Below are 25005 nucleotides of genomic sequence, written 5' to 3' on the forward strand. Positions count from 1 at the left end.
CAGGATCCTGCTTGGCTTCTTCCTTATTGTCCTGCTTTCGGGATGCAGCGGCAACCAGTCGGCACTTGATACCCCCGGTCATTCGGCGGATGCCCTGAAGGACCTGATCATCCTGATCGTCGCGGTCTGCACGGTGGTGTGGCTGCTTGTGGTCGGTTTCCTTCTTTGGGCACTCGCCCGCAAGCGTGAAGCGCCCCGACGCGATAACGATGCCGAGCGCAGGATGAGGCTTTCGGTCCGTGTCGCAGTCGCGGTCACGGCCCTCACCGTGGCAGGCCTGACGGTTGCCAGCTTCACCACCACGCGGAACTTGAATAGCGGCAACGACGCCTCCCTCGTCGTGCGCGTCAAGGCGCAGCAATGGTGGTGGCAGTTCATCTACCAGGACGCCAACCAGCAGCCGGCATTCCTGACTGCCAACGAGCTCCACATCCCGGTCAACCAGGATGTCCGACTGGAACTCGAATCCCTCGACGTCATCCACTCGCTGTGGATCCCGAGCCTTGCCGGCAAGCTCGACATGATCCCTGGCCGCAAGAACACCATCACCATTCGTGCGACGCGCCCCGGCGTCTATCGCGGCCAATGCGCGGAATTCTGCGGCCTGCAGCACAGCCACATGGCCTTCGTTGTCGTGGCTGAGGAAGAGCCCTCCTATCGGCTGTGGTACACGGCTCAGGCCGCTCCCGCAGCGGAGCCTACGGTTGCGGAAGCTGCAGCCGGAAAAACGGTGTTCATGAGCAAGCCTTGCGCCGCCTGCCATACGATCCGGGGCACATCGGCCAGCGGCACGTCAGGCCCCGATCTCACTCACGTGGCAAGCCGCCGCACGATTGGTGCTGGTCTTCTTGAAACCACGCGCGGTACGCTCGCTGCTTGGATCGCCGACCCTCAAACGCTCAAGCCCGGAAACAACATGCCGCTCGTGCCGCTCACAAGCAACGAACTGCGTCAGGTCTCGGCCTATATGGAAGAACTGAAATGACGCGGGATCAAGGCGCGAGGGTACCGCTGGACGTCGACATCTCGGATGCCGAACTTGAAAGGCGGTTGGATAAAACCTGGCGCGCCAGCCCCGGCATCTGGGGCGCGATTGCTACCGTCGACCATAAGATCGTCGCCGGCCGCTATATAGCGACTGCTTTCGTATTTCTGATCCTCGGTGGCCTGCTAGCCGTGGCCATGCGCCTTCAGCTTGCTCAGCCCGAAGCCCGCTTTATCAGCCCGGACCGCTACAACCAGATCTTCACCATGCATGGCACGACCATGATGTTCCTGTTTGCCGTGCCGGTGATGGAAGCCATGGCTGCCTATCTGGTGCCCTTGATGGTCGGCACGCGCAACATCGCCTTCCCCCGGCTCAACGCCTTCTCCTATTGGGTCTTCCTGTTCGGCGGCATCCTGCTGTGGGTGGCCTTTGCGTTGGATGCCGCGCCCGATGTCGGCTGGTTCGCTTATGTGCCGCTTGCCGGGCCGCAATACAGTCCCGGAAAGCGCGCCGACCTGTGGGCGCAGATGATCACCTTTACCGAAGTCGCTGCGCTCGCCGTTGCGGTGGAGATCGTCGTCACCGTGTTCAAGCAGCGCGCGCCCGGCATGTCGCTCGACCGCATCCCGGTGCTCGTCTGGGCCATGCTGGTGATGTCCTTCCTGGTCATCATGGCCATGCCGGCGATCATGTTTTCCAGCACCACGCTGATTCTCGACCGGCTAGTCGGCACCCACTTCTACAACCCGGCGGAAGGGGGAGATGCGCTGCTGTGGCAGCACCTCTTCTGGTTCTTCGGCCATCCGGAAGTCTACATCATCTTCCTGCCCGCTGTCGGCATGGTGTCCACCATACTGCCCGCCTTCGTCGGCCGCCCCTTGTTTGGTTACATGTTACTGGTCATGGCCTTAATCACTACCGGCGTGCTGTCCTTCGGGCTGTGGGTGCACCACATGTTCACCGTCGGCCTGCCGCGGGTCGGCGAGAGCTTCTTCACCGCGTCCAGCATGTCGATCGCCATCCCGGCCGGCATCCAGATCTTCTGTTGGCTCGCGACCCTCTGGGCCGGGAAACCCATCTACAAGACGCCGCTTCTCTTCATCCTTGGCTTCATCGTCACCTTCGTGATGGGCGGCATGACGGGCGTCATGGTCGCCTCGGTGCCGTTCGACACGCAGGTCCACGACACGTATTTCGTGGTGGCGCACTTCCATTACGTGCTGATCGGCGGGGCCGTGTTTCCGCTGATCGCGGCCGTGTATTACTGGTTCCCCAAGATGACCGGGCGGATGATGAGCGAGCGGCTCGGTCGCTGGAGCTTCTGGCTAATCTTCTCCGGCTTCCACCTGACCTTCTTCCCCATGCACATCCTCGGCCTCTGGGGTATGCCGCGGCGCGTTTACACCTACCAGCCGGAACTGCCCTGGGCGTCGCTCAACCTGTTCGTCAGCCTCAGCGCGCTGGTTCTCGCCGGCGGCTTCCTCGTCTTCTTCGTCAACGTCATCGGCAGTTGGAGAAATGGTTTGCCCGCCGGTTCCAATCCTTGGGGCGCTGCGACCCTTGAATGGGCCACATCTTCGCCACCGCCGCCCTACAATTTCCGCCGCATCCCGGTTGTCAGCAGTCTCGATCCGCTGACGCCCGAGGAGAATGAGCTAGCCGTCGTGGCAGGTTTGCGAACCGATCGGCGGGAACTGCTGGTAACCAGCGTCGTTGAAGCGCTCCCGCAGGCACGGGAATCGTCCGCGACCGATTCGGTTTGGCCCTTCTGGGCAGCGGTGGCGACGTCGATCATGCTGATCTGGTCGATCTTCACGCCCTGGGCGGTCGTCTGGGGTTCGATCCCCCTTACAATCACCCTGATCGGCTGGTTCTGGCCGAAAGGTTCGGGGGAGGATGAGTCATGAAGGACCGTATCGTTCTCGATGCCTCGGCCCTGCCCATGCATGGGATGGGAGCCGCCAGTCCCACCTGGTGGGCAACCGGCGCCTTCATGCTGATCGAGGGAAGCGGCTTTGCCCTGGCGATCGCCGTCTACCTTTACCTGATGAGCCTCGCGCCCACCTGGCCGATGGAAGCGCCGCCGCCGGATCTGTGGGCCGGCGCATGCTTGACCGTCATCCTTGTCGCCAGCGTCGTGCCGAATTTGCTGGTTTCGCGATGGGCGCATCGCCGGGAACTGCGCAAGGTGCAGATCGGCCTCGTGGTGATGACGATCCTGGGCATCGTCCCGCTCGTTTTCCGCGCCTTCGAATTCACCACGCTCAACATCCGCTGGGACGACAATGCCTACGGCTCCATCCTGTGGATGCTCTTAGGGCTTCACACCACCCATATCCTGACCGACGTGGTGGACACGGTCGTCCTAACCTGCCTGATGTTCTCGCGCCACGCCGATAATACCCGCCGCTACGGCGATGTGCAGGACAATTCGATGTATTGGAACTTTGTCGTAATCACGTGGCTTCCGCTTTACGGCTGCATCTACGGATTGGCACGGTTATGACCGGGGCAATGGCGCGCTATGGGGGGCTGATCATCTCGCCGACCGCTTGGCTGGCAAGCACCCATTTCGGCCAGATCGTGCCTTACGGCGATTGCAGTTCGGGTGCGGGCTGGACAGCTACCACGGTTTTCACCGCGGCAGCTACTGCCGCAGGCGCGGGCTTCCTGTCTTGGCAGCAGAAGAGCCACGTGATCTCCCGCACCCAGCGCGCCATGACCTACGTTGCCACCTTTGCCGGCCTCAGCTTCGCCTTCGCCTTGACCTTGCAGGGAGCAGCCACGCTGCTGGTGAGCCCATGCCTGCACTGATCGCCGGCCTGTTTTTCCTCCTCTTGACCGTCCAGGCCTCCGCCCACAATGGCGAAAGCCACAATTCCGTAGGGTGGACCTTCGACCCTTGGATCGTGTCTCCGCTGCTCCTCATGGCGCTGCTTTACGCGTCAGGCGTGACCCGGCTCCGGCTGCGGCGCGGTCGGCCCGTTGAGGCGGTGCGGCGGGCAGGCTGGTTTTTCTGGAGCGGGCTTGCCGTTCTCGTTCTGGCGCTGGTGTCACCCGTCCATGAACTGGGCGAGCACTTGTTCACCGTCCACATGATCGAGCACGAGATGGTCATGGCGGTTGCAGCCCCGCTTCTCGTCCTGGCGAAACCGGCCGCCATAATGCTTTGGGGCCTGCCGGAGTCGATCCGCCGCGTGACGGGCGCTGCGATGGGGAGCAGTGCTTCGCGCGCTTTGTGGCGAACGTCGACCGCACCGGTGGTGGCAACGTCCCTGCACGGGCTTGCCATCTGGATCTGGCACTATCCGCCGCTGTTCGATGCGACCGTGACCCATGGGCTGATGCACCGGCTGCAGCACCTGAGCTTCTTCGGCACCGCGATCCTGTTCTGGTGGGCGTTGATCTGGCGCGCAGGCCGTGGAGCCGCCGCGTGGCACCAGTTCGTCACAATGCTACACACCAGCATCCTCGGCGCCCTGATTGCCCTCGTGCCGACGGTGCTGTATCGAGTCCAGACCCAATACGCGCTCGAATGGGGCATGACGCCGCTCGAGGATCAGCAACTCGCCGGCATCATCATGTGGGTCCCGGGGGGCATCATCTATGCCGGCGCGGCATTGTGGTTCCTCAAGACCTGGATCAGGGACGCAAGCAAGGGAGGGGCCGATGCCGACCACATCCGTTTGGCCTAAGGTTGTTGGCTTCGCCCTTCTTTTCGGAGTCCCACTTGTTGCGGGAATTGCCGTCACCACAGCAAAGGCGAGGCTGAAACAGGATGCGGTGGCCGAAGCCCTGACTGGCGGCGATCTGGCGCTCGCACCACCCATCTTCCGCCGCTATGGCTGTGGCGGTTGCCACGCCATTCCGGGCATTCCGGGAGCTGACGGCAAGGTTGGAGGCCAACTCGCCGGGCTGTCGGATCAGGTTTACATCGGCGGCGTCGCCAACAACAACGCCGACAATCTCGTAGCCTGGATCGTGTCGCCCCAACGCTTTTCGACTAATTCGGCCATGCCAGAAACCGGCATCAAGGAAAGCGAAGCCCGTCATCTGGCGGCCTATCTGTATGCCCACTGATCAAGGCTGCGGTGTCGGCTGTGCAGGCAGCGATTTGATGTAGCGGGCAATGGCGTCGCGGTCGCTCTGGGGCAGCAGCGCCATGTTCGTAACCACATCGGCCATGGAAGAGCCAACCCGCCCATGGGTTGGCGTTTCGCCGGTCTTCAGCATCCTTGCGATATCCGCTTCTGCCCAGTTGCCGATCCGGGTCGGCGTGATGTTAGGCACGAAGCCGGTGCCTTCCGGATCGGGCCCACCGGCAAAGCGGGTGGAAGGCTTGATGGCGCCAAGCACGTTGCGGGTCGAGTGACATTCGGCGCAGTGACCCAGCGTTTCCACCAGATAAGCGCCACGATCGTGCAACGGATTGCCAGTTAGCATCGCTTCCGATTGGCCTTGCCTGAAGAACAGCAGCTTCCAGACGCCGATCCCCCTGCGGATTCGGAAAAGCAGCGGCAGGTCATGGGGTGGCGCACGTCCGCCAACCGGTTCGAGCGTTCGCAGGTACGCGAAGAGGTCACGAACATCTGTGAGCGTCATGCCGGTATAATGCGAGTACGGCAGCGCGGGGTAATAATGCTGGCCCTTCGGCGACACACCTGCAATCAAGGCATTCGCTAAGTCGGCAACCGACCATGATCCGATACCGTCCGTCGGATGGGGCGATAGATTCGGAACGCGGAAGGTGCCGAAAGGGGACGCAAGCGCCAGTCCCCCGCCGAGTCTCAGCCGATCCGTCTGCCCAGGACTCGCATGACAGGAGGAACATTGGCCTGCTGCGAAAGCCTTTGCACCAAGCTCCGGATCGCCGCCTTCCAGACGAGGATCGCCGGACTGGAACGTTGGAACTGCTTCAGTCGCCTCCCACGCAAGCGAGACTACCAGCGCGGCCGTCAATGCGCCGAGCGGCAGGAGCCAGCGCCAGATCGCAGAAAAAGACCTCGTGGGCGGAAGCAATTTAGGCCGCAAGTTCATCCAGGGGCTCCAACTGCCCACGCGCAACTCGATCCTGCGTGATCTAGGGCAGGTACTTCATCGTGGAAGACCTTCTCACCCAAGCGTCCCGAACTGAGCGCGAGCAGGTTCGATGGCCGAGAGAACATGACTGACGATAAGGATCTACCGCGGGCGCCACTAAATCCTCCGCAACTCAGCCGGGCGACGGAAACACGGCATCAACATCGACAACGCCAACTTTTCGACTGTATCGCCGAAGTGCTCATGCCTTTGTCGCGCAGCAGCACTACTCTCACTCGGAACCTTGGCTTTGATAGGACAGATGAACGAGGCCCTTCGAGGGTCAGATGACGCAGGTCCGTATCCGTACAAGACGGTACAGCCTTGAATCATGCGGCGGACCTTAGCCTCTGTCTTCGTCTAATTTGCCAAATACCAATGGCGACTAGCGCAAGCAGTCCGACTACGACGCAAGCGGGTACCGAGAAACGTGCAAGTGCCACTAGTGGCGATGGGGTCCCGCCTGCACGAAGCTGGGCCACGCGTTCTGCTGACACAGCGATCGCAGGATTTCCGAACTGCTGTAGGACGTAATTGCTGATCGTAGCGACCTGCTCATCCGAAAGCGACTGCACATACGATTCTTCGTCAAACCGTGGCATGAATACCTGCTTGCCGCCGATCTCACGCTGGACGCCCACCAAGATTGCTGTGACCAAGTTGTCTGGATTGTTGCGGCCGGTCGCAGTGTTGTGGAACAATGATGGATACCGTTGGTCCGGTGTGCCTGCCCCATTCACTTGATGACAACTCGCGCAGTAAGCGCTGTAGAGCGCCTCTCCACTCTGGGGATGCGAGGGGCTATCGCTGGGGCTCGCCCCTCGTAGATGTTCTTCGAATGGTGCAGGTGCACCGAATTCAAAGCCTGGCTTTTCCTGTGCTTCATCCTCTTGAGGGGGGACAGACCTCAGATAAGTGACGATTGCCTTGAGATCGTCCGCTGGAAGGTATTGAAGGCTCATGGTCACGGCCTCGGCCATGCCGCCCCCCGCTTGCGCCTTCCCATGCACACGACCCGTGGCGAGATACTGCACAAGCTCATCATCACTCCATGCGCCAATCCCACTGACGGGATCTGAGGTGATGTTTGGCGCAAACCAGTTACCAAGGGACGCTCCGCCGTAGGTCCTGCGGCTGTCTTCCGCCATCAGCGCATTCCGCGGTGTGTGGCAGGTTCCGCAATGGGCAAGCACATCTGCCAAGTACTTTCCGCGGTTCCACTCCCGGCTTTGCGCCGGATCAGGCTTGAACCTATTCTTGTCGAGGAACAGAAGGTTCCAGAACATCATGGACAGGCGAATATTGAACGGGAAGGGCAGCGCAGTTCGGCGGCCGACGTCATCCACCGGTTTCACCTCCTCCATAAAGTACATGTAAAGGGCATGGAGGTCTTCGTCCGTCATGCCCACATAGGCCGTATAAGGCATGGCAGGATAGAGATGAGCGCCATCTGATCTCACGCCCTCCCGCACCGCCCGCGCAAACTGCTGCTCGGAGTAATCTCCGATACCCGCCGTCTTTGATGGCGTGATGTTGGTCGAGAAGATCGCGCCGATCGGAGACATGATGCTGTAGCCACCGGCATAGGGCTGTCCGTCAATGCCGCTCGTGTGGCAGGCAGAACAGTCGGCTGCCACTGCGACTTGTCGACCTTTCTCGATCACGGCCGCCTTGTCACCTTGCGCATACGCTTCCCCTCGCGACACATGCAAGCCGAACGTGATAAGCACGACTGAAGCTGCCGTGAAGATGTAAGAAAAAGCATCATGCATGGCCAAGCGCCACTTCGATCGCATCGGCGGCCTTGATGCCAAGGGCCGCCATCGTGAGCGTACTGTTAACGACGCTTGCTGAGGCCATTGGTCCTCCGCCTGGCAACCACAGATTGGGGTGGTCGTGGGCGCGGCAGTTACCATCAACCACCGAATCCCTCGGATCAGAGCCCATGATCGTCCCGCCCATAATGTGATTGTTTGCGTTCAGCGCCGTGGTGATGGCAAACTCAGTGGCATTGAAGAGTGACCCTATATGCTCCAACTGCCGATGCGCCGCTTCGGCCCCTCGCGTAACATATTGACCCACATCATAATAAATTTCGGGACAAGCAAGTCCCAGCGGGTCTCGCCGACTTTCGCTCAACGTCAACCGGTTGCTGGGGTTCGGAAGCGGTTCGAGGCTGATGGAAAGGTCTACGCCAAAGGTCGCTCGCCGTCGTATTTCGTCATCCAAAGCCCGTCCGACCAGTCCCTTCTTCAGAGCTTGCTGCGTCGCCGGCCCCACCCGTGAGATGTTGTTGAGGATCATCTTGTTGGCGGAATATTGCGAACGAAACTCTCCGTCGCGTGGGCCCACCAGACAACTGCTTTGAGCAGGGCCTCGGCCGATCCACATTGGCCTGTCCGCGAGAAACGTGCAGTGGAACCCCGAGTGATCCATCATGTTTCTCCCCACTTGGTCCGAAGAGTTGGCTATGCCACGAGGGTTGCGGGGGTTGGCTGCCAGCAGCAGCAGGCGGGGCGTCTCCAAACTGTTACATGCCAAGACGAAGGCCCTTCCAGTCGCCTTGTGAGATTGTCTGTTGTTGTCATACCAATGGACGGCGGTGAGCCTAGGCTGATCTCGCCGAAGCGAAGGTGGAGGCCCCGCAGCCTCAGGGGAGCCTTCCGAACACAAAAGTCGCAACCGGTGTCGCGCTCATCTCGACATCGACATATCCTCGGGCTTCCATCATCGCCCTGATGTCGACTGGATCGCTTACCTCGCCTCCGCTACGCAGCGTCCTCAGATTGGCCATCAGTGCCAGAAACGGGTCTTCCGGGCGGGTGTAGACGCCCGCCACGAGATAGGCATTACTGAGCGAAGCACGAGCGATGCGATCGAGTGCGGTCTCAAGGATCGGGCGCTTGAGGAACATGGTCGGCAGCCAGGCCAGCGAGTACCGCCTGTGTTGATCAAGTGCGCAAACATCAAGGTTGCGCACGGTAATGCGGTCCGCGTATGGGCTTTCAGCCACGTTTTTTCGAGCGAGTTCCAGCGCCGGTTCCCAGATGTCGATCGCATCGATTTTCATATCAGGGCAAGTCCGCGCCGCTTCGAGCGCAATTCCGGCAACCCCGGTGCCGACGTCTAGAAAGGTACCCTTAAGCGCTTCACGCATTCTTGGGTGCATCTCGGCAATGGACTGGATGCGGGTGAAGGCGCTTTTGGAAGCGCGACCCATAGCTTGCATCGCAGCAGGATCCATTATCTTCCAGTTGGATCCCCGATCCGGATTGCGAAAGAGCTCACCAGCCTCGCTCAACGCCATTTCGACCATAGTCAAGGCAAGGGAAACCTGCTCCTCATCGGCTGCATCTAAGACTTCCCCTAGCGCCATCCTTGCACCAAGATCAATCTGCTCACGGATGACCGGATCGACTGAAGCGTCGGAGCGCAGTTTGAAAGACGCACCGACAAGCGCCAGCATTCTTGCCGATTTGGCGAACTCCTGGATCCGGGGGATGAAGGTCTCAGACATATCGTATACCTCTCTCAGCCTTAGCTAGGTGATCGTTTGGAAGCGGACTAAGAGCAGGCTTCCATGAAGGCGGCCACCGGAAAACTGTTGCAGTTGCAAGACGGTGATGTGATGAGAAACCTACTCATCCTCAAAAAACAGGTACCCGCATTGTCTTAGCGCGACAGCGCTTTGGGGGACCGAATTCAGCTTTACCGCACACCTCAGAGCCGGGGTTTCCCTATGGGATTTGCCAACTGATAGCGGTGCTTGCCAGCATCCGGCGTGCGAGGGTCTGCTTTTCGGAACAGTGAGTGGGAAACCTGAAGCGACTGCCACTGGTGTGCCGCATCTCCAGCAAGCGCGGAACTATGGCTACGGCATCTTCATTGAAATGGCATCGGCGAACACTTTAGGATGTTGAACATGCTGGTGAACCGTTGGAAGCAGCCTATTGTTATCCAAGAAAACGGAATCCGTATCACGCTGACGTCGGCTGAGGAGGCGATCAACTGGCTTTCGCACGAGCGCGACCAGAAGAACGACAAGTGGCGGCATGCCTGGCAGACTTGCCGCGCAGTGTACGAGGGTCGACTTCCAGCGGATGAAGCCAGGTCGGCCGTTCAGCTAGCGGCTCTCAGCCGGCACTGAAAGTGTTGCGGCAGCAGTCATGATCACGACTGGTTCTGCGAGCGAGCCAGCTGTGGTCAAAGCGTTGTTAACTACGGGGGCGGTTTCCGGCATGCGGTTTGGCGGGTTCTGCGTTACCACCCGGGTTGGGACGGAGCGAAGCATGGGACAGAGCATTTCTGCCTACCTCAAGGCTGCGGGGGAAGTGAAATCGGTAAGGCAGATCCACGTCATCGCGACCGCGGTGTGCGAAGATCGAAGCGCCTCCCCAAACTTGCGGCGCATGGGGTCGGCCTTGCTGACCAAGGTCGATCGAGTGATACACCTACCGATCGCGAGTGCCGCGGTTCTCGGAGCCATTTGGCGCGATTTCAATGATCTTCGCGGACTGTTGGAGCAGGGTAGCGCGCGCCCGAACCCTGTTTCCACGCGGCAGGCGATCGGATCTCTACAGCCTAAGGCGCTGCTGGCTGAGACGAAGAAGGACCAAGCGATACCGCGGGCCCTGTGGTTCTGAGGCCAGCAAACCGGAGTACAAGGACGTCGTGCTTGCCGGACAAGGCGAGGAGGATCGCATTTCTCAATCTGATCTCACAGCTGCTGGCTTTCCCATCAGCCGCTTCAAAGCCTCGCCAGCACCGTCACGCACCAGTCGGTCAGCTCGTTCGTCCTCCGCGATCTTGCGCAGCTCGGCAACAACCTCGGTGTTCGTAATGACCTCCTGCTTTGCGCACAGATCGATCACCACCTTGCTCAAGATGTCGGGCCACAATTGGCCTTTGGATGCGCCGCATGCGTCCCCCATCCTTGCCGACAAATCAGCAGGCCCGTCCTTCGTCATAGCTATCCTCCTCATGGTTAGCCGGAGATCATCTCCCCGATTCCGTCTTTGTTGAGGATAGCAAAATTCTCCAACCACAGCGGGCGGAACAGGGCTTAGTTCGCCGTTTGGTGAGATGAAGGCTGATCCAGCATCTCCTCCAAGGTCCGCTGAACAAGAAGCGCAAGATGGTGGAAGCGCGGATTGTCCGGCTGCAAGAAGTCCCCCACGAAGGGTATGACAGCATCAACGCTGACAGGTATTCCGCGCAAGGAACACTTCAGAATCGCCTGATTGGCTATTGCCGCAGCTGCGACCTTCTCGACGAACTTATTGAAATCGTCAGCATTCATGCGCTCATCCATCGGCCGCTCCTGCTAAGGAATAAGCTTATACGTGTGCTTGACCGGTTTGGATCAGCAAACGGTTGAAACTTCGCCAGAAGGCGGAAGAAAAAAGGCTCGCCGAAGCGAGCCTAAGGAGATGTACCTAAGGAGATGTAGGAGTAGACGTCTCCGGGGAGGGGGCGTCTGCTTCTCGAACAGTGATATCGACAGAAAGTTCTCCCTCAGTCTGCTGTCGTACACATCCGCGATGGAGGATGTTCTTTCGGAGCGGCTAAAGGCTTAGAAGTGCGGAGACCGACGTCCGCCGGTCAATTGAGTTGTTCGGACAGTTGAGCGCGCGCTCGGTTGACCCTGCTCTTCACCGTGCCGACGGGGCATCCGAAACTTTTAGCCGCTGCTTCATACGACTGACCCTGCAGCAGGATCATATCAAAAGCCTCCCTGTACTGCCTGGGAAGGCTGAGCACCGCTCTATGAAACTCCTGTGCGGCTATACCCCACTCCTGCGGCGCGCTTATTGCTGATCTGGCGGAGACGCATTCGTCAAGCCCGACCACCTCGCGTTTCGCTCGGCCGAACTTGGTGCAGAAGGTGTTGCGCAGGATCGTGAACATCCACGACTTCAGGCTGGTGCCCTCTTTGAACTTGTCGAGATTTGCCAAGGCGCGCAGAAGCGTCTCCTGTACGAGATCCTCGACGTTGGCAGGATTACGCTCGAACCGACGCGCGAATGATCTCAGCGCCGGAATGAGTTCTATCATCTGTGCGCGCACGCGATCATTTGCAGGGATATCCGTCATGATGTCCTCTCTCACCAGATGCCGTATGAACATGAGGTAGAGGCGTTTGTTCCTCGCTCAATCCTCACTCAGAGGATTCGGGCGATGTCATTCCTGGGGCCAATGCCGCCCAAAGGGTGCGGGCTGAAACATCCACACCAGATCGTCGCAGCCGGCACCGCATCGACCAAGCTTCTTCCTAGGGCAGTCGGCGATAGCATCGATGACTTGGTGAATTGGAGCTTCGGCGCCGAACCGTTGCTTCAGCCGTTCAACATCGTAGCGACCACGTCGTTCGCAGCGCGTGCAGATCATTTTCATGGTGGGGAGCTGAAACTCGGCGAGCGTGTTCTGCTTCTTGTCCATCCTGGTGTCCAGTTATGGAAACCGGCCGCATCGGTTTGTTGGTCGTCAGCCCGCCGCATCGAGCGGTGGCTAGATGATCGGAAGGGACATGTTCGTCAAGCACCGCACGTTGAAGCTGATCACAGCGCACTATATGAGACGATCATGAAACGCTAATGTAGCACGGGAAGCTAATGCAGAATTCGATGCGTGGAGCCTCAGGCTGCCGAGTGCTTGTCGTTGAAGATGAGCCGCTGCTCGCTATGGATATCCGGGCGGTCCTGGAGGAAGCAGGGTTCATAGTGCTCGGCCCCGTACCGTCGCTCGGGGATGCGCTTGAACTGATCCATCAGGAGCGCCCCGACGTCGCTGTTCTCGATTACATGCTGCACGATGAGCCGGTGACACCGGCTGCAATTCTCCTCAAAGAACGTGCGGTGCCATTTGTGATGGCGAGCGCCACCGATTACTCGTTGATCGCAGGCAACGAAGCTCTGGCTCAAGCGCACAATCTGGGCAAGCCAACGGACATGGGGCAGCTTGTGAAGATCATTCACGGGCTTTGTAGCGCGGTTTGACCCCTGGGGCGATGTATGAGTGACATTGCGGGCGAACTGGGGTCCGTGTAGTCTAGGGGCGAAAATCAGCCACTCCGGCAGAGCGAGGCTTCGAAGCTCATGATAACAATGCGCAGCTCGGCGTCGTTCTCGTCGTTGAGGACGAGCCAATGATCGCACTGGACGTTGAGCTTGCGCTCCAAGAGGCGGGCTATCGGGTTTTAGGACCGGTCCCTTCAGGCAACGAAGCCCTGGACATCCTTCGCAAGCAGCGACCGGATGTAGCGGTGCTTGACATCTTCCTCGGGCGTCAACGCGATCTAGTCACTCCTGTAGCCGCGCGACTGAAAGAGCTCCGTGTGCCCTTTCTCCTCACCAGCGTCTGCGAAGACGGGGAGATAGCTGAGGACGATGTCCTGGCAGGCAGCCCCAACCTCGGAAAACCCACGGACACCAATCGGCTTCTGCGACACGTCGCGCGTTTGATGACGGCTGCAAGGGTGCTGGACCACTCTTTGGAGTGAGATGCCTTTTAGACTGGAAGGGTCGTCTACTTACGGATCAAACTCAGAACGTGCTGCACGGATTCTGCCGGAAGTGCAAGCTGCTTCACGCTTTGTTCTGTGTGTTGATGCGGTTCTGAGGTGGAGCCTCCGATGAGCCCCGGGCATCCAAAAACCCAGAAATAAGGGGAAGTAGTGGTGCTGTTAGAGAGATTTGAACTCTCGGCCTCTTCCTTATCAAGGGCGAGCGCGTGATGTCATTTGGAGTCCGGTGAAATACCCGGACCTATCTCGAAGCGAGCTCCGTCAAATCAATGAGGATCAGGACGTGCCAGATCAACATGAGAAGCGCTGCCGAGTTAAGACTGCTTGACCCATTTCGGTTGAGGCTGTGATTTCTGTTACAAGACATCGGTTCTGTCGCCGCGTCTGATGCTTACGCGTACTCGATGCGTATTAACTGACATGAGAGTCCTGAAGACGGGTATATGTGCGGTGTCGGCCGCTGCAGCGCTTTCGTTAACCATGAGAATGGTGTATGAGCAGCTTCTACTTTGGCTCGCAAGTTCTCTGGGAAATCGTGACGTGAAAACCAATAAGTCGCTGGCGCGCCAGACGAGGCTTCTTTCGGCTCTGGCGAACGAGAAGCGCCTACACATCTTGAAGATCATTTCCGAGCAAGAGTTGGGAGTCGGAGATCTCGCTTTCCGGGTCGACCTTAGTCAGTCCGCACTTTCCCAGCATCTTGCTAAGCTAAGGGCTTCCGACCTTGTAGCAACGCGGCGCGACGCTCAGACCATCTTCTACTCAACCCGAGACCCTAGGGTGCTGGCTGTCCTGAAAACGCTCGACGAGATCTACGGCGAAGCCGATTAGTCCAGCTTTGGGTGCTAATGCTCGGGCAAGAGCAGAAGTACGAGCAGAGGGAATTGCCACGCCCTAGTGGCGCATCGCGCTCCGGCGAGGTTCTTCGCCGGCAGCGACTACGACGCCTGCATAGCGGACCGTGTTACCATTCCCGTCGCGGAAGCCTCGGCCGAACCCCGTTACAACGACGTACTCGCTCGCGCTGTTGAGGACACGGTAGGTTTCCTGCTGGGGTCGGTTTGCTATGATGCTGTCTCGAATTGTCTTTGCGAGCCGTGACCGATCTTCTGGATGCACACGATCAAGGTAGGCTTCGACAGCTAAGCCGGTCGATGCATCATGGGCGTCCAGTCCGAAGAGCGAGGCGAGCGCTGCATCGGCGTAGACTATGTTATCTGGAACGTCCCAGGTGAAGAAGCCCACTTCAGGCGGCGCCTCTCCGGCTACCTGAGCCACAAACACAGCTTCATCCGTTGGCCGCACTTCGTATCTCCTGCGCAAAAGATATCACTTATGAAAGCAAGATTAGCATTACGTAGCATGCCGTCCAACGGATCAGGAGCGCGTCATCTGCTTAAGCTCTTGAACAGCTGCAGCGCGTCGGGCGTCGAGGAAAGAGGCCATGTCCTGCAAGTGCACGCCTTTCGCCGGCTTCTGGCTGTCCTCCATCCGCATAACGGGGATCTTGATATCGCCTCTAGCGACCTTCCTGAGGAAGATCTCTACGGTGATATGAGAAAATAGTCACGGCAGACGTCCTTCAGCGGGATGACGGCTTGTCCATCATATAGAGCGAGGAGCAGGAAGGCCGTGTTCATCAGCGTTGTCCCTCGCCGGTAGTAGAAAAGTGAAACAGGGAGAGATAGCTAACGCCTCCCTCGTTTGATAGGTGGCGAGGCTGCCGAGGAACTCTCACCCTGGGCACAAGTTCGCCTGTCGGAAATCGTAAAGGAGCTGGGAAGTTGCCGAGGTACTTCCATAACCTCAATTACCTTGACGAGCTGATGATTGACCAGGAAGGTGCCGAGTACGAGAACCTCAAGGCGGCAGAAGCGGAGGCTGAGCTGACCGTCCGCGATCTTGGCGCGCTGGCTCTTATCGAGGGAAGGTCCTTCCGCCTGGCTAGCGTCCGGATCTGCGACGGGTCGGGCACCACGCTGGCGGAGATATTCACCGAAGATGTGCTCATTCAGGTGTTCCAGCCAAGTGATGCTTTGATCTGGAAAGCAGTCTAAAAGCGGCTGGTTCATCCAGGCTTTAGCGTTTGCCGTTTTTCCGTGCTGCGTTGCAACTATTCTCGCTGACGCCTGTTCGTCGTCCGCCAAATACGGATGATGCGCATGAACAAGGAACTGGACTGCCTTCACCGGCAGCTCCTAGAAGCAATTGAGGACGCTCGTTTTTTCCGACGCCAGCTGAAGGAACAGACGACCTTCACACGCACGATGGTCAGTGAGCTCAGAACTGAGCGAGAGCGCCTCCGGGCGATCGTCAGCGAGAGCCAAGCGCTACGGTCGCGCCAAAGCGGCTGACGTTTCAGTATGCGATGACGGGTTCTGCTCCTGTTCCCACTCGGTTCTACCGGGACATGCCTGAACTAAAACAGCAATGCCTGCTTGTTCCTCGGCCATGTTCTATTGGGGTGGCTGAATGTTCTGGTTTGCCGAGCCACGGTGAGGGTCAGCTAGGCAAATTTTTCGCCGCCGTTTCATCGTCTGATCCCTCTCCGTTCTCGTTGACATTCGTCGGCGGCGCGGGTCGCTCTCTAAATGATTGGTACGTCAGGCGCTCGATTACCGTGATGGTCAGATGCTCATCGGCGGCTCCAACTCCCATTCACGTCTGCACCATCTTGGCCACGCACGGGCCAGCACAGCTTCATCGTGCGCCTCGGCAGCGCATGCCGCCTGTCGCACCGTATCAGTGTAGCCCGTCAGCAGCTGGATGACTGCCTTGATGCGCCACGGCAGCTCGAAGATCATGAACCACATCCAGCCTACCATATGGTGGGCGTGCATGTGCGCGATCTTGCGCTCGCCGTCATATCCAGTGAAGTGATCGGCCTCGTCGGCCCAAGTCTGGCGCCACTAATATTTTGGTTTTGGTTCGTCCATCCGTGTTACCTCGCTGGACCAGCCGCATCGGTCAAGTTGATTGCGCCCGCCGCTCTCGAGCTGATGGTTAGATGCCGTGAGAGGCCTGCCCTATCAAGCCGCTCCAAAAGCCCCAGAACGACTTTCACCAGGTGCAGGCTGGGAAGCACTTGATGATGGCGGTTCGGAACAGGAACAGAACGCAAATTGGAAACCGCTTCCGATTCCTGGGAACGCAAATACCCATAGCGCCCAAGGGGCCTGAGGTTTATGCAGCGCTTCCAGCTGGTTGTTTGGTGGGTGATGTAGGGCTCAAACCTACACCCACTGATTAAGAGCCAGCTGCTCTACCATGCTGATCACACGGTCGAGCCAGCTGTTGACACCCTATTTCAGCCCAAGCGCGAGCGGCATGTTCATTCGACCGATGCCAGCAGCATCAACTGATTTTCGGGCAGGGGACGCTGCAAGGCCTTTGCCTCGTCCCTTGGTGCGCGCATCCATATCTCGATCTCGTCTTCCGTTCGCAGGATGACCGGCATCGCCTTGGGATGGATAGGGCCGACGATGCCGTTGGCTCGGTGGTCAGGAAGGCAAAGTGGTCGGAGGTGATCCAGCCTTCCTTCATCTTCCGCACGCCCTGCCACTGGGGTACCCACAGGCGGCAAAGAACATCAGCGGCTCGTCACGTCCACCAGCGAACCAGGCATTGGTGTCCGGCCCCCGTCAACCTTGCTCAATGGATCTGGCTCGGCAAAGCGTGTCAGCGGCACCAGGCAACGGTTGCCGACGCCAAGCCATGGCCGCCAGTGCTGGCTCGGCTCCATCCTCAGGAGCTCATCGAAGTCCACAGACTTACCCTTGGCACGCAGCTTGTCAGCACGTTTGGAAGCTGGGCGACGTCCATCCCCGACAGCCCATCTCCGGGATACATCATAGCGTCACATCTCGCCAGATGGGAACCGGCGCATCTCGATGCGCTCGAGGTGCCCCACGACGAGGCCCGGCATTTCCGTTGCGAGCAGACCGACGAAGGCGATCGACACGCTGTCTCGATCGTTGCAGCGGTCGCAGCGGAACTGGCCACGCAGCTGGAATACGTTGAGGTCGCCACACAGCTGCTGGATGTCGGAAGGTTGATAGTGACGGGTGATCCTGCAGATTGGAAAGTTCACCCGCACGAACTGTCCAATCTCATGAGCCTTCGACAGGCGAGGGATCTTGTTGTCGCGGTACGGGTGAGACCTTCCCGCACCAGATCCACCCTCTCGAGGGCGACCACGTCATCAAAGGGACCCCCGGTATTATAGGCGCAGTCAGCAGATGAAAGCCGGAAGACATCCCGCCGGCTGTCATGGAGTTCCTGAGCGCGAATACGAACGATCGGGATTGTGATAAGACGACAAGCTATCGCAACTGCAAATCTTGGCTAAGTGCATCTCGATCATCATCGGCCTATCAGGTCTACCGCAAGTTCGGATTGACCGATCGCGTAGGCTCCGAAGCTCAATGGCATATCAAATACGACGGGTCAGGGCTTTCAGCCGTGCGTGATGCAGGGCGAAGATGTGGAAGAACAGCCGTAGGAGGTTCTCGGCGGCGGCTGTATCCATGCCCCGGGCGGTCATCCACTGGATCAATTCGATTTGACGGCTGCAGATCATGTCGGCACTCACCACGTGCCGGGACGCCATCTCCATGCCGCTTTCCAATGTAGAGGGCACCTTGTCCGCCTCGCGTTCGAATTCGAATTCGAAAGCCAGCTAAACAGGATGTGACATTTCACTGCCATAACATGGATTGCATCACCGAATGTCGCCGCAGGATAGGTTGTGAGGCACAATCAGTACCCATATTCCTCGACCAGTCGATCATCCAGATACGAATTTCTCCGTTCAGACGCTCGAACTGATGCGGGTTGCCCCGAGGGAAAACAGGAGTCATCGGCCGTGCATTCCGCCTCTTCGGTCGCGGCGAAGGACACCCATATCGGGACGTGAGGACATAGATGGTCAAGAAACGCCTTGGTTGCGCCGGCCGTCTTCGACGTCATCGAGAGGGCGAATGCTGAAGCTAACGTTCGCGGACTGGGATCGAACCAGTAACGTGTAGCAAGCTTCCCTCCAGCTCATGCCGTCGGCGATCACTGTTGGATTGATCCGGAACGGTGAATCAGAAGAAGAAAGGAGCGTCCGGTTCGAGAGTGTTCATCAGACAAGACCCTTCAGACGCCTGCCCGGTTCGCTCTCGGGCTCGTCCTTCGCCCGGTCGAGGTGCAGGTAATTTCCTTCAAACTGCGCCGCTTTTCTCAAACCAAGCGGATTGCAAACGGTCCAGGTCTTGCCATCGATGGCGATCAGCTTCTCCCGGCGAAGCCGGCCGAGCATGCGGCTGACATGCACCGGGGTCAGCCCAGTCGCGTCGGCGAGATCGACCTGCGTCACCGGGAAATCGAAGACCTCGTCTTCGATCACCCCGAAGGCCCGCATGCGCACAAAAACCTCGTAGATCAGAAACGCGATGCGTGAATACGCATCACGGCGGCCCTCGTCGATGATGCGCTCGCGCAGCACGCCCTCATCCTGCAACGTGTTCCACCAGAAGGCCAAAGCAAGACTTGGTCGGTTCAGCAGCAGGTCCTTCATTGTCTTGCCCGAAATGGAGGCCACCACACTTGGCGCCAACGTCCCAATACTGTGATCCATCTCGTTGAGGATGAAGATTTCAGAATCGCAGGGGTCGCCGGGAACGAGGAAAGCCATGATCTGGCGAGACCCATCCTTCAAGTACTTATAGCGACAGGCCAAGCCACTGATAACAACGTGAATGTCCGGTGAGTGCTGACCTTCAGATATAATATCCTCGCGCGGTCCATACTCTTTCAGTCGCTCTGACGTGATCTTGTTCAAGAGATTTCGGTCCTCCTTGCTGAAAGCCGTGAATTGCTCTAGCTTGGTGATCAGCGGGCTGTCCATGCTGTCCTCTTTGACGCTGCATCGTCTGCATAGCATCGCCACATGATCCGGTTCGACGGTCGCTGCACGACGCCCAAATGTACTATCCCCCAGGCAGTTCCGAGTTTCAGTGATGCGCCGCTCGCGCCTCGATAAGGCTTATCAGCGTTCTAGCTGCTTGCCAAATCCTTGCGGAATTCGTCCTTGGCTCGATCGACGGCTGCCAGGCGCGATTTTGGCAGCTTCTTGCCGGCGCGAATGATGTAGAGATTCAGCATCGGCGCGGCGGATCGGAAGGGGCTCGATTTGCCACTCTATCGCCCCCGACAAAGCATTGCAGGCTTTGCTGTTTCTGCAGACGTCCTGATATTCGCGTGAGACATCGCAAACCAAGGTCTCATCGCCGCCGGCCGCCGGCATCGTCGTCTTGAAGGTTTGCACGCTCTCGAGCAGCCCTCCGGTGTCACCGGCGGTGGCGGCCAACTTGATTTGCAAAAGGCTTCGACAGTGCATGAGTCGAGGCCTCGTAGGCAATGGCGCCCGAACGGAGCAGGCTGAAAGATCCCCACAGGATCGCCGCAGTTGGCCGGCACCAGATAAGGTTATTCCTGCAGCAGTCGGCGATGGTTAGAACAGGGGCGGCGGGGTAGATTCTGCGCCGATATGTAGTAATGCTGTGCCGTAATTTTTTGTGTGGTGATTGTATTGGAAGCCATATCTCGAGATGAATTGGAAGTTGAAGTCACGCGTCTGCGTCAGCAGGTGCGTGAAGGAGAAAGGGCCCGGGGACGGGACGCGATCTTCGATAGCGCTGTTGACTTCGCTATCATTGTGACAGACCCGGCTGGGGTGATTAGCGACTGGAATCGCGGTGCAGAGTACACCATCGGCTGGTCGGCTGAGGAAATGATTGGTTCAACTGCGGAACGGTTCTTCACACCACAGGATCGAGCGGTCGGTCGGATCGAAGCGGAGATGGCGATCGCTCTTCGCGATGGCAGTGCGCCGGATGAGCGTTGGCACCTGCGCAAGGACGGGTCAAAATTTTGGGCATCAGGTGAGATGATGCCGCTGCGAGGTGATGACGGAAGCCATCAAGGCTTCGTCAAGATCTTGCGCGATCGAACGGGTCAGAGGGAAGCTGGGGAGCGGCTGCGGATCACGGAGGAGCGGTTCAGGGCGCTCCTTGAGGGTGTCGAGACTGCGTTCGCGATCGTCGAGGTCAAATTCGATTTTGACGACCAGCCCGTTGACTACCGGTTTATCGAGGCAAACCAGGCGTTCGAGCGGCAAGCTGGCGTTAACCTCCGGGGCAGATGGGTCAGCGAGTACGCTCCCAATCTTGAGCAGTTCTGGTTTGATACCTACGGTCACGTCGCCAAGACGGGGGAGCCAGCTACTTTCGAAAGTTACGCCGAGGCATTCCAGCGATGGTTCGACGTCCGGGCAATGCGTGTGGGCGAACCTGCGGAGAGGCAAATCGCCATCTTCTTCAACGACGTCACGGAGCGTAAGCGAAATGAAGAGGATCTGCACAAACTCAACGACACGCTTGAGGAGCAGGTTCAGGAACGCACGTTGGAACTTGGGCGCCTTTGGGACGCGTCTCCAGATTTGTTGCTCGTAAGCGACCGGCAAGGGTTCTTCCTGAAGGTCAACCCCGCCTGGCACGCAATGCTAGGTTATTCAGCAGACGAACTCATCGGTCACCACGTGAACGAGTTCGTCGTAAAGGACGATCATGCCAAGACCGTTGACGCATCTACGCTTGCCGCTAAAGGTGAACAACCTCATTTGAGCAACAGGTATCGTCACAAGGATGGTTCCATCCGGTGGATCTCCTGGGTGGCAGCCTCCGTAGGAGAAGTGATTTACGCAACCGGCCGCAACGTCACGGCCGAAAAGATACAGGCTGATGCACTTGAGCAGGCGCAGGAAGCTCTGCGCCAGAGCCAGAAGATGGAGGCCGTCGGTCAGCTTACAGGCGGATTGGCGCACGACTTCAACAATATCTTGGCTGGTATCTCGGGCAGCCTTGAGATGATGCAGAATCGCATAAACGATGGACGCATCAGCGAAATAGACCGGTACATGGCGGGAGCGCAGGGAGCTACCAAAAGGGCGGCGGCCTTGACGCACAGGCTTCTCGCGTTTTCTCGCCGGCAGACACTAGCTCCCCAGCCAACCGACATTTCACGCTTGGTCACAGATATGCAGGACCTGGTTCAGCGAACAGTCGGGCCCCACATCGCGATTAAGATCAACGCCGGCGATGACACTTGGCCTATCCTGGTTGACCCCAACCAACTCGAGAACGCGCTTCTGAATCTCTGCATCAACTCTCGCGACGCTATGCCCAGTGGCGGAGAGATCGCCGTTGAGGTAGGCAATCATACCTTCGACGACAAAGAAGCCTTCAAGCTTGATGTACCTCCCGGCGAATACGTCCTGATGTCCGTTACCGATACGGGCACCGGCATGGCGAAGGGTGTGATCGACAAGGCATTTGATCCTTTCTTCACCACCAAGCCCATCGGAATGGGAACCGGATTGGGGCTGTCGATGATCTACGGCTTTGTTCGCCAGTCGGGCGGCCAGATAAAGATTGCTTCTCGGCCTGGCTACGGCACCACGATTTCCATCTATCTGCCTCGCCACGACGAGCAGGAAAGGCTGGAGCCTCAGGCGAGTCGGGATACCATGCGCCCAGGCATTCAAGGCAAGACTGTTCTGGTCGTCGACGATGAACCACTGGTACGCATGCTAGTACTTGACGCGGTTGAAGACCTCGGTCACACGCCGTTGGAGGCGGGGGACGGTCTCCAAGCCATGGACATCCTGCGCTCCGGGGTCGACATCGACCTGTTGGTAACTGATGTCGGCCTACCGAACGGAATGAACGGAAGGCAGGTTGCAGATGCGGCGCGCCAGCTTCGGCCCGGCCTCAAAATCCTGTTCGTTACCGGATATGCCGAGAACTCGGTGCTGGGCGGGGGCGACCTCGAGCCCGGCATGCAGATTATCACGAAGCCATTCGACATGATGGCACTCTCTCAACGGATCGTGCTGATGATTCAGGATTGAATGGTGGGCGTGCCATCGAAACTCGCCCGTTAAAGGCAGCGTTCAGGAAGAGGCTCGCTGGCCACGACGTAGCTGTCCCCGAAGGGTTGGGCAGGTCTTGTCTCAGCGCAGGTATGGCAGCACCTGGCGCTTCATGAAGGCGAGGAAGCCCAGCTGATCGCGCGAGACGTTGTGAATGAACACTTCGCCGAAGTCGCAGGAAGCCACGTCGGAGATGATCTCAACCAACTCGTCCCCGTCTGTGATCAACGGAATGACGTTGTCAATATCTTCGAGGTCGACGTCGCGAGTAGCGTAGTCGAAATCTTCAGGCCGGCGAAGATCAGCAAGACAGGCCGGCGGAGCAGCGGCATTGCGCCATTGATCCCAAGCGGCCGCTCGCGCATTTTCCTTATTTTCTGCCCAAGCTACCTGAAGCTGCAGAGCAAGCGGCTTGCCATGCCCGCCGCCCGAGCGAAATAGTTGAACTATCCGACGAAGGTCGTCAACCGACTTACGCACGGTGATCAGGCCGTCTGCCCAAGAGCCAAGCCATTTCGCTGTCTCGTCGGTCAGCGCAGCGCCGAACAAGGCAGGCGGCTCTTGTGGAAGGGTCCAGAGCTTGGCTTGATCGACCTCGAAGTGCGAAGCTGTTCTTGTTACCTCCTCGCCACGTAGAAGACACCTCATGACGTCAGTTCCTTCCTTGAGGCGTATGTTGCGCTCATCCTTTTCTGGCCAAAGCCCACCAACGACATGTTCGTTCAGCGCTTCACCGCTTCCGACTGCAATCCAGCGCAGCCGCCCGGGGAACATTTCAGCGAGAGTCGCGATTAGGTGGGCGAGAACAACCGGATGGTATCGCCAGCCTCCAGGGATCGCCAGGCTGCCGAAGGTCACCGAGGTCTTCGCCATGGCGGCCCCTAGCCATGCCCAGTTGTTCCCCGAGTTTCCCTGTCGTCTGCTCCAAGGCGCCACATGATCGGACGTCATGATTGACTGGAAGCCAGAAGCCTCGGCAGCCTGTACAAAGGTAAGGAGATCGCTCGCAGCAAATTGCTCGTGAGACGCGTGATACCCGATCAACATCATCTTTCCCTCATTTCCCAGACCGTCAGCACTTTGCACATCCACGCATCATGTGTTCAAAATCGATGCTCCACCACGAGCCGCAGACTAGCTCTGGTTCCGCTCGGGCCACTAAGACTCCCATTGTCTGCCGCGGTGACAGTCAGGTCGAAAATGCTCCTGATCATCTACACCGCTGGTCTTGCTCCTTAGGGTGCGAACCCACCCTGTGCCGGTAGGACAGCTCTCCACCTTCAAAAGCCGACGGGCATAGGCACCGAGAGCGGATGCAGCCGGTGCTTCTCTGTGTGCAGTGAAAGCTGGTCCCGCAGATCCCCTTTCCATATCGTGGTCTCTTTTGCAGAGGACACTAACAAGTTCAGCCTTCGAGAGTTCCTCGCGGGTACGTGCCTTCGGGAGCGGCAATGGCAAACCGGCTTCGCTCAATCTGCAAGGAGACCCCCCTGGATGGCCGAAGCCTTACTTTCATCAGGGACTTGCAAACCCTGCGACGTGCGGCTTGACAAACGGGCGTAAATTCGATGAGCGACAGAGTTCAATTACGAAGGTTGTTTCACGCTTCTCTTGGTTCGGATGCGTACAAACCCGGAACCGGCTGATCGGACCCGCAGTTGTCTCACACAGTTTGGAGACAGTGCATATGAAGAATGGCACCCCAGGAAATGCTCATGAAGATCGCTGGCTTGCACCGGTCTGGGTGCGTCATGGGGAGGAACCACCCGAGGCGATTACTAGCCCCAAGCAAGCGTTGGAGCGCCTCAGCTGCAACTGGCCAATGAAGCGAGGACGGCATTATCTGGGTGCCAAGGCAAGCTGCACGGCGGTCATGAAGAAGCGCTTGGCGAGTGACCTAGCGAGGGAAGCTTTCATTCGCGCATCCATTGAGGCACAGATTCTCAACTAGAAGCGGGGCGGTCTCAAGCCCATTGTCATTGTCACCACAGGAGATTCAGATGTCCGTGCCGACGCTGATCGGTTGTCGCCTTCTTGTCGTTGAAGATGAGTACCTCGTTGCCTCCAGTCTTCTGAAGGCGTTGGAAAAGGATGGCGCAACAGTTTTCGGACCGGTGTCCGACGTCGAACGTGCACTTGAAGTCGTCGAAGCCTCGACATTCGGCTTCGACGCTGCCATCCTTGACGTAAACCTGGATGGCGAAATGGTCTATCCGGTGGCGGCCACGCTATCTGAGCAGGGGATACCATTCGTCTTCGTGACTGGTTATGACCTTCGCGTCATGCCACATGATCTCGCTGCAGCGCCTTGTTTGATGAAGCCCTGCGATGAGAGCGAGTTGATCCGGTTGCTGCGCGGCTGCGTTGACGACGAGCCACTTCAACCGTGACGGGTCATCGCTTCTATGAGGGCGCATCACGATCCAGGACCTACTCCGACCG

32 protein-coding genes, 1 tRNA gene and 1 pseudogene are annotated in these 25005 nt (G+C 58.5%); 16 read left to right on the forward strand and 18 right to left on the reverse strand.

What is annotated here, in order from left to right; all coding sequences use genetic code 11:
• Nucleotides 1–4 precede the first annotated feature (4 nt).
• Genes coxB through ACR65N_RS21105 form a run of 6 tightly spaced genes read left to right on the forward strand, consistent with a single transcriptional unit; the run spans nt 5 to nt 5068 of the window.
• Complete coding sequence (gene coxB, locus ACR65N_RS21080) at nt 5–985, forward strand: cytochrome c oxidase subunit II (RefSeq protein ID WP_440458656.1); 981 nt, start codon at nt 5–7, stop codon at nt 983–985.
• Nucleotides 982–2895, forward strand: coding sequence for a cytochrome c oxidase subunit I (ctaD, locus tag ACR65N_RS21085; protein WP_440458612.1), 1914 nt, complete (start codon nt 982–984; stop codon nt 2893–2895). Before coxB ends, ctaD begins: the two co-directional genes overlap by 4 nt.
• On the forward strand, nt 2892–3494 hold the full coding sequence (locus ACR65N_RS21090) for a cytochrome c oxidase subunit 3 (protein WP_440458613.1): 603 nt from the start codon (nt 2892–2894) through the stop codon (nt 3492–3494). The genes ctaD and ACR65N_RS21090 overlap by 4 nt, the downstream gene beginning before the upstream one ends.
• Nucleotides 3495–3502: 8 nt before the next feature.
• Nucleotides 3503–3802 (forward strand): hypothetical protein, encoded by a 300-nt coding sequence (locus tag ACR65N_RS21095; RefSeq protein WP_440458614.1) that lies wholly within the window; start codon nt 3503–3505, stop codon nt 3800–3802.
• Nucleotides 3790–4683, forward strand: a complete 894-nt coding sequence (locus ACR65N_RS21100) for a cytochrome c oxidase assembly protein (protein WP_440458615.1) — start codon at nt 3790–3792, stop codon at nt 4681–4683. The genes ACR65N_RS21095 and ACR65N_RS21100 overlap by 13 nt, the downstream gene beginning before the upstream one ends.
• Complete coding sequence (locus ACR65N_RS21105; protein ID WP_440458616.1) at nt 4658–5068, forward strand: c-type cytochrome; 411 nt, start codon at nt 4658–4660, stop codon at nt 5066–5068. Before ACR65N_RS21100 ends, ACR65N_RS21105 begins: the two co-directional genes overlap by 26 nt.
• On the opposite strand, the gene ACR65N_RS21110 is transcribed toward ACR65N_RS21105, so the two are convergent.
• The 4 genes from ACR65N_RS21110 to ACR65N_RS21125 all read right to left on the reverse strand — a co-directional run bounded on the left by ACR65N_RS21110 (nt 5069) and on the right by ACR65N_RS21125 (nt 9584).
• The gene (locus ACR65N_RS21110; RefSeq protein WP_440458617.1) at nt 5069–6025 is read right to left on the reverse strand and encodes a c-type cytochrome; all 957 of its coding nucleotides are present in this window, start codon (nt 6023–6025) and stop codon (nt 5069–5071) included.
• Between the two features lie 371 nt (nt 6026–6396).
• Complete coding sequence (locus ACR65N_RS21115; RefSeq protein WP_440458657.1) at nt 6397–7839, reverse strand: c-type cytochrome; 1443 nt, start codon at nt 7837–7839, stop codon at nt 6397–6399.
• Nucleotides 7832–8506: a GMC oxidoreductase gene (locus ACR65N_RS21120; protein WP_440458618.1), complete on the reverse strand. Its 675-nt coding sequence runs from the start codon at nt 8504–8506 to the stop codon at nt 7832–7834. The genes ACR65N_RS21115 and ACR65N_RS21120 overlap by 8 nt, the downstream gene beginning before the upstream one ends.
• 211 nt (nt 8507–8717) lie before the next feature.
• Nucleotides 8718–9584: a methyltransferase domain-containing protein gene (locus ACR65N_RS21125; protein ID WP_440458619.1), complete on the reverse strand. Its 867-nt coding sequence runs from the start codon at nt 9582–9584 to the stop codon at nt 8718–8720.
• A 405-nt stretch (nt 9585–9989) separates the two neighbouring features.
• On the opposite strand from ACR65N_RS21125, the gene ACR65N_RS21130 reads away from it, so the two are divergent.
• A complete protein-coding gene (locus ACR65N_RS21130) occupies nt 9990–10214 on the forward strand; it encodes a DUF982 domain-containing protein (protein WP_440458620.1) in 225 nt (74 codons plus the stop codon).
• Between the two features lie 142 nt (nt 10215–10356).
• Nucleotides 10357–10710 carry a hypothetical protein gene (locus tag ACR65N_RS21135; RefSeq protein WP_440458621.1) on the forward strand — a complete coding sequence of 118 codons (354 nt, stop codon included), beginning with the start codon at nt 10357–10359 and terminating at the stop codon, nt 10708–10710.
• A 63-nt stretch (nt 10711–10773) separates the two neighbouring features.
• On the opposite strand, the gene ACR65N_RS21140 is transcribed toward ACR65N_RS21135, so the two are convergent.
• The 4 genes from ACR65N_RS21140 to ACR65N_RS21155 all read right to left on the reverse strand — a co-directional run bounded on the left by ACR65N_RS21140 (nt 10774) and on the right by ACR65N_RS21155 (nt 12505).
• A complete protein-coding gene (locus tag ACR65N_RS21140; protein ID WP_440458622.1) occupies nt 10774–11034 on the reverse strand; it encodes a hypothetical protein in 261 nt (86 codons plus the stop codon).
• A 95-nt stretch (nt 11035–11129) separates the two neighbouring features.
• Complete coding sequence (locus ACR65N_RS21145; RefSeq protein WP_440458623.1) at nt 11130–11378, reverse strand: hypothetical protein; 249 nt, start codon at nt 11376–11378, stop codon at nt 11130–11132.
• Nucleotides 11379–11668: 290 nt separating this feature from the next.
• Nucleotides 11669–12160, reverse strand: a complete 492-nt coding sequence (locus tag ACR65N_RS21150; RefSeq protein ID WP_440458624.1) for a sigma-70 family RNA polymerase sigma factor — start codon at nt 12158–12160, stop codon at nt 11669–11671.
• A gap of 87 nt (nt 12161–12247) precedes the next feature.
• Nucleotides 12248–12505 carry a hypothetical protein gene (locus ACR65N_RS21155; RefSeq protein WP_440458625.1) on the reverse strand — a complete coding sequence of 86 codons (258 nt, stop codon included), beginning with the start codon at nt 12503–12505 and terminating at the stop codon, nt 12248–12250.
• Between the two features lie 173 nt (nt 12506–12678).
• On the opposite strand from ACR65N_RS21155, the gene ACR65N_RS21160 reads away from it, so the two are divergent.
• The 3 genes and pseudogenes from ACR65N_RS21160 (at nt 12679) to ACR65N_RS21170 (ending at nt 14420) form a co-directional block, all read left to right on the forward strand.
• On the forward strand, nt 12679–13062 hold the full coding sequence (locus ACR65N_RS21160) for a response regulator (protein WP_440458626.1): 384 nt from the start codon (nt 12679–12681) through the stop codon (nt 13060–13062).
• A 137-nt stretch (nt 13063–13199) separates the two neighbouring features.
• Nucleotides 13200–13565: pseudogene (locus ACR65N_RS21165) on the forward strand (response regulator); the annotation flags it as partial.
• A 564-nt stretch (nt 13566–14129) separates the two neighbouring features.
• Nucleotides 14130–14420, forward strand: a complete 291-nt coding sequence (locus ACR65N_RS21170) for an ArsR/SmtB family transcription factor (protein ID WP_440458627.1) — start codon at nt 14130–14132, stop codon at nt 14418–14420.
• Nucleotides 14421–14483: 63 nt separating this feature from the next.
• Here ACR65N_RS21170 and ACR65N_RS21175 read toward each other — a convergent pair whose 3' ends face one another.
• Both ACR65N_RS21175 and ACR65N_RS21180 read right to left on the reverse strand, forming a co-directional pair.
• Nucleotides 14484–14873, reverse strand: a complete 390-nt coding sequence (locus ACR65N_RS21175) for a PAS domain-containing protein (RefSeq protein ID WP_440458628.1) — start codon at nt 14871–14873, stop codon at nt 14484–14486.
• A 93-nt stretch (nt 14874–14966) separates the two neighbouring features.
• Complete coding sequence (locus ACR65N_RS21180) at nt 14967–15143, reverse strand: pyocin activator PrtN family protein (protein WP_440458658.1); 177 nt, start codon at nt 15141–15143, stop codon at nt 14967–14969.
• 230 nt (nt 15144–15373) lie between these two features.
• On the opposite strand from ACR65N_RS21180, the gene ACR65N_RS21185 reads away from it, so the two are divergent.
• On the forward strand, nt 15374–15646 hold the full coding sequence (locus tag ACR65N_RS21185) for a DUF6894 family protein (RefSeq protein WP_440458629.1): 273 nt from the start codon (nt 15374–15376) through the stop codon (nt 15644–15646).
• 105 nt (nt 15647–15751) lie between these two features.
• Nucleotides 15752–15943, forward strand: coding sequence for a hypothetical protein (locus ACR65N_RS21190; protein ID WP_440458630.1), 192 nt, complete (start codon nt 15752–15754; stop codon nt 15941–15943).
• 273 nt (nt 15944–16216) lie between these two features.
• Here ACR65N_RS21190 and ACR65N_RS21195 read toward each other — a convergent pair whose 3' ends face one another.
• The 7 genes from ACR65N_RS21195 to ACR65N_RS21225 all read right to left on the reverse strand — a co-directional run bounded on the left by ACR65N_RS21195 (nt 16217) and on the right by ACR65N_RS21225 (nt 19941).
• Nucleotides 16217–16393, reverse strand: coding sequence for a hypothetical protein (locus ACR65N_RS21195; RefSeq protein WP_440458631.1), 177 nt, complete (start codon nt 16391–16393; stop codon nt 16217–16219).
• A gap of 405 nt (nt 16394–16798) precedes the next feature.
• A tRNA-Lys gene (locus ACR65N_RS21200) sits at nt 16799–16869 on the reverse strand.
• A 51-nt stretch (nt 16870–16920) separates the two neighbouring features.
• Complete coding sequence (locus ACR65N_RS21205; RefSeq protein ID WP_440458632.1) at nt 16921–17151, reverse strand: hypothetical protein; 231 nt, start codon at nt 17149–17151, stop codon at nt 16921–16923.
• 294 nt (nt 17152–17445) lie between these two features.
• Nucleotides 17446–17679 (reverse strand): hypothetical protein, encoded by a 234-nt coding sequence (locus tag ACR65N_RS21210; protein WP_440458633.1) that lies wholly within the window; start codon nt 17677–17679, stop codon nt 17446–17448.
• Between the two features lie 342 nt (nt 17680–18021).
• Nucleotides 18022–18204, reverse strand: a complete 183-nt coding sequence (locus ACR65N_RS21215) for a hypothetical protein (protein WP_440458634.1) — start codon at nt 18202–18204, stop codon at nt 18022–18024.
• Nucleotides 18205–18714: 510 nt separating this feature from the next.
• Complete coding sequence (locus tag ACR65N_RS21220; RefSeq protein ID WP_440458635.1) at nt 18715–19479, reverse strand: Crp/Fnr family transcriptional regulator; 765 nt, start codon at nt 19477–19479, stop codon at nt 18715–18717.
• 141 nt (nt 19480–19620) lie between these two features.
• Nucleotides 19621–19941, reverse strand: coding sequence for a hypothetical protein (locus ACR65N_RS21225; protein ID WP_440458636.1), 321 nt, complete (start codon nt 19939–19941; stop codon nt 19621–19623).
• A 222-nt stretch (nt 19942–20163) separates the two neighbouring features.
• Between ACR65N_RS21225 and ACR65N_RS21230 the strand changes: the two genes are divergently transcribed.
• Nucleotides 20164–22542 (forward strand): PAS domain S-box protein, encoded by a 2379-nt coding sequence (locus tag ACR65N_RS21230; RefSeq protein ID WP_440458637.1) that lies wholly within the window; start codon nt 20164–20166, stop codon nt 22540–22542.
• Between the two features lie 102 nt (nt 22543–22644).
• Here ACR65N_RS21230 and ACR65N_RS21235 read toward each other — a convergent pair whose 3' ends face one another.
• Complete coding sequence (locus tag ACR65N_RS21235; protein WP_440458659.1) at nt 22645–23610, reverse strand: TIGR03885 family FMN-dependent LLM class oxidoreductase; 966 nt, start codon at nt 23608–23610, stop codon at nt 22645–22647.
• Nucleotides 23611–24250: 640 nt separating this feature from the next.
• Between ACR65N_RS21235 and ACR65N_RS21240 the strand changes: the two genes are divergently transcribed.
• Both ACR65N_RS21240 and ACR65N_RS21245 read left to right on the forward strand, forming a co-directional pair.
• Nucleotides 24251–24514, forward strand: a complete 264-nt coding sequence (locus ACR65N_RS21240) for a DUF982 domain-containing protein (protein WP_440458638.1) — start codon at nt 24251–24253, stop codon at nt 24512–24514.
• A 49-nt stretch (nt 24515–24563) separates the two neighbouring features.
• Nucleotides 24564–24953, forward strand: a complete 390-nt coding sequence (locus tag ACR65N_RS21245) for a response regulator (protein WP_440458639.1) — start codon at nt 24564–24566, stop codon at nt 24951–24953.
• Nucleotides 24954–25005 lie beyond the last annotated feature (52 nt).

It is taken from the genome of Rhizobium sp. SAFR-030 (genome assembly GCF_059415005.1).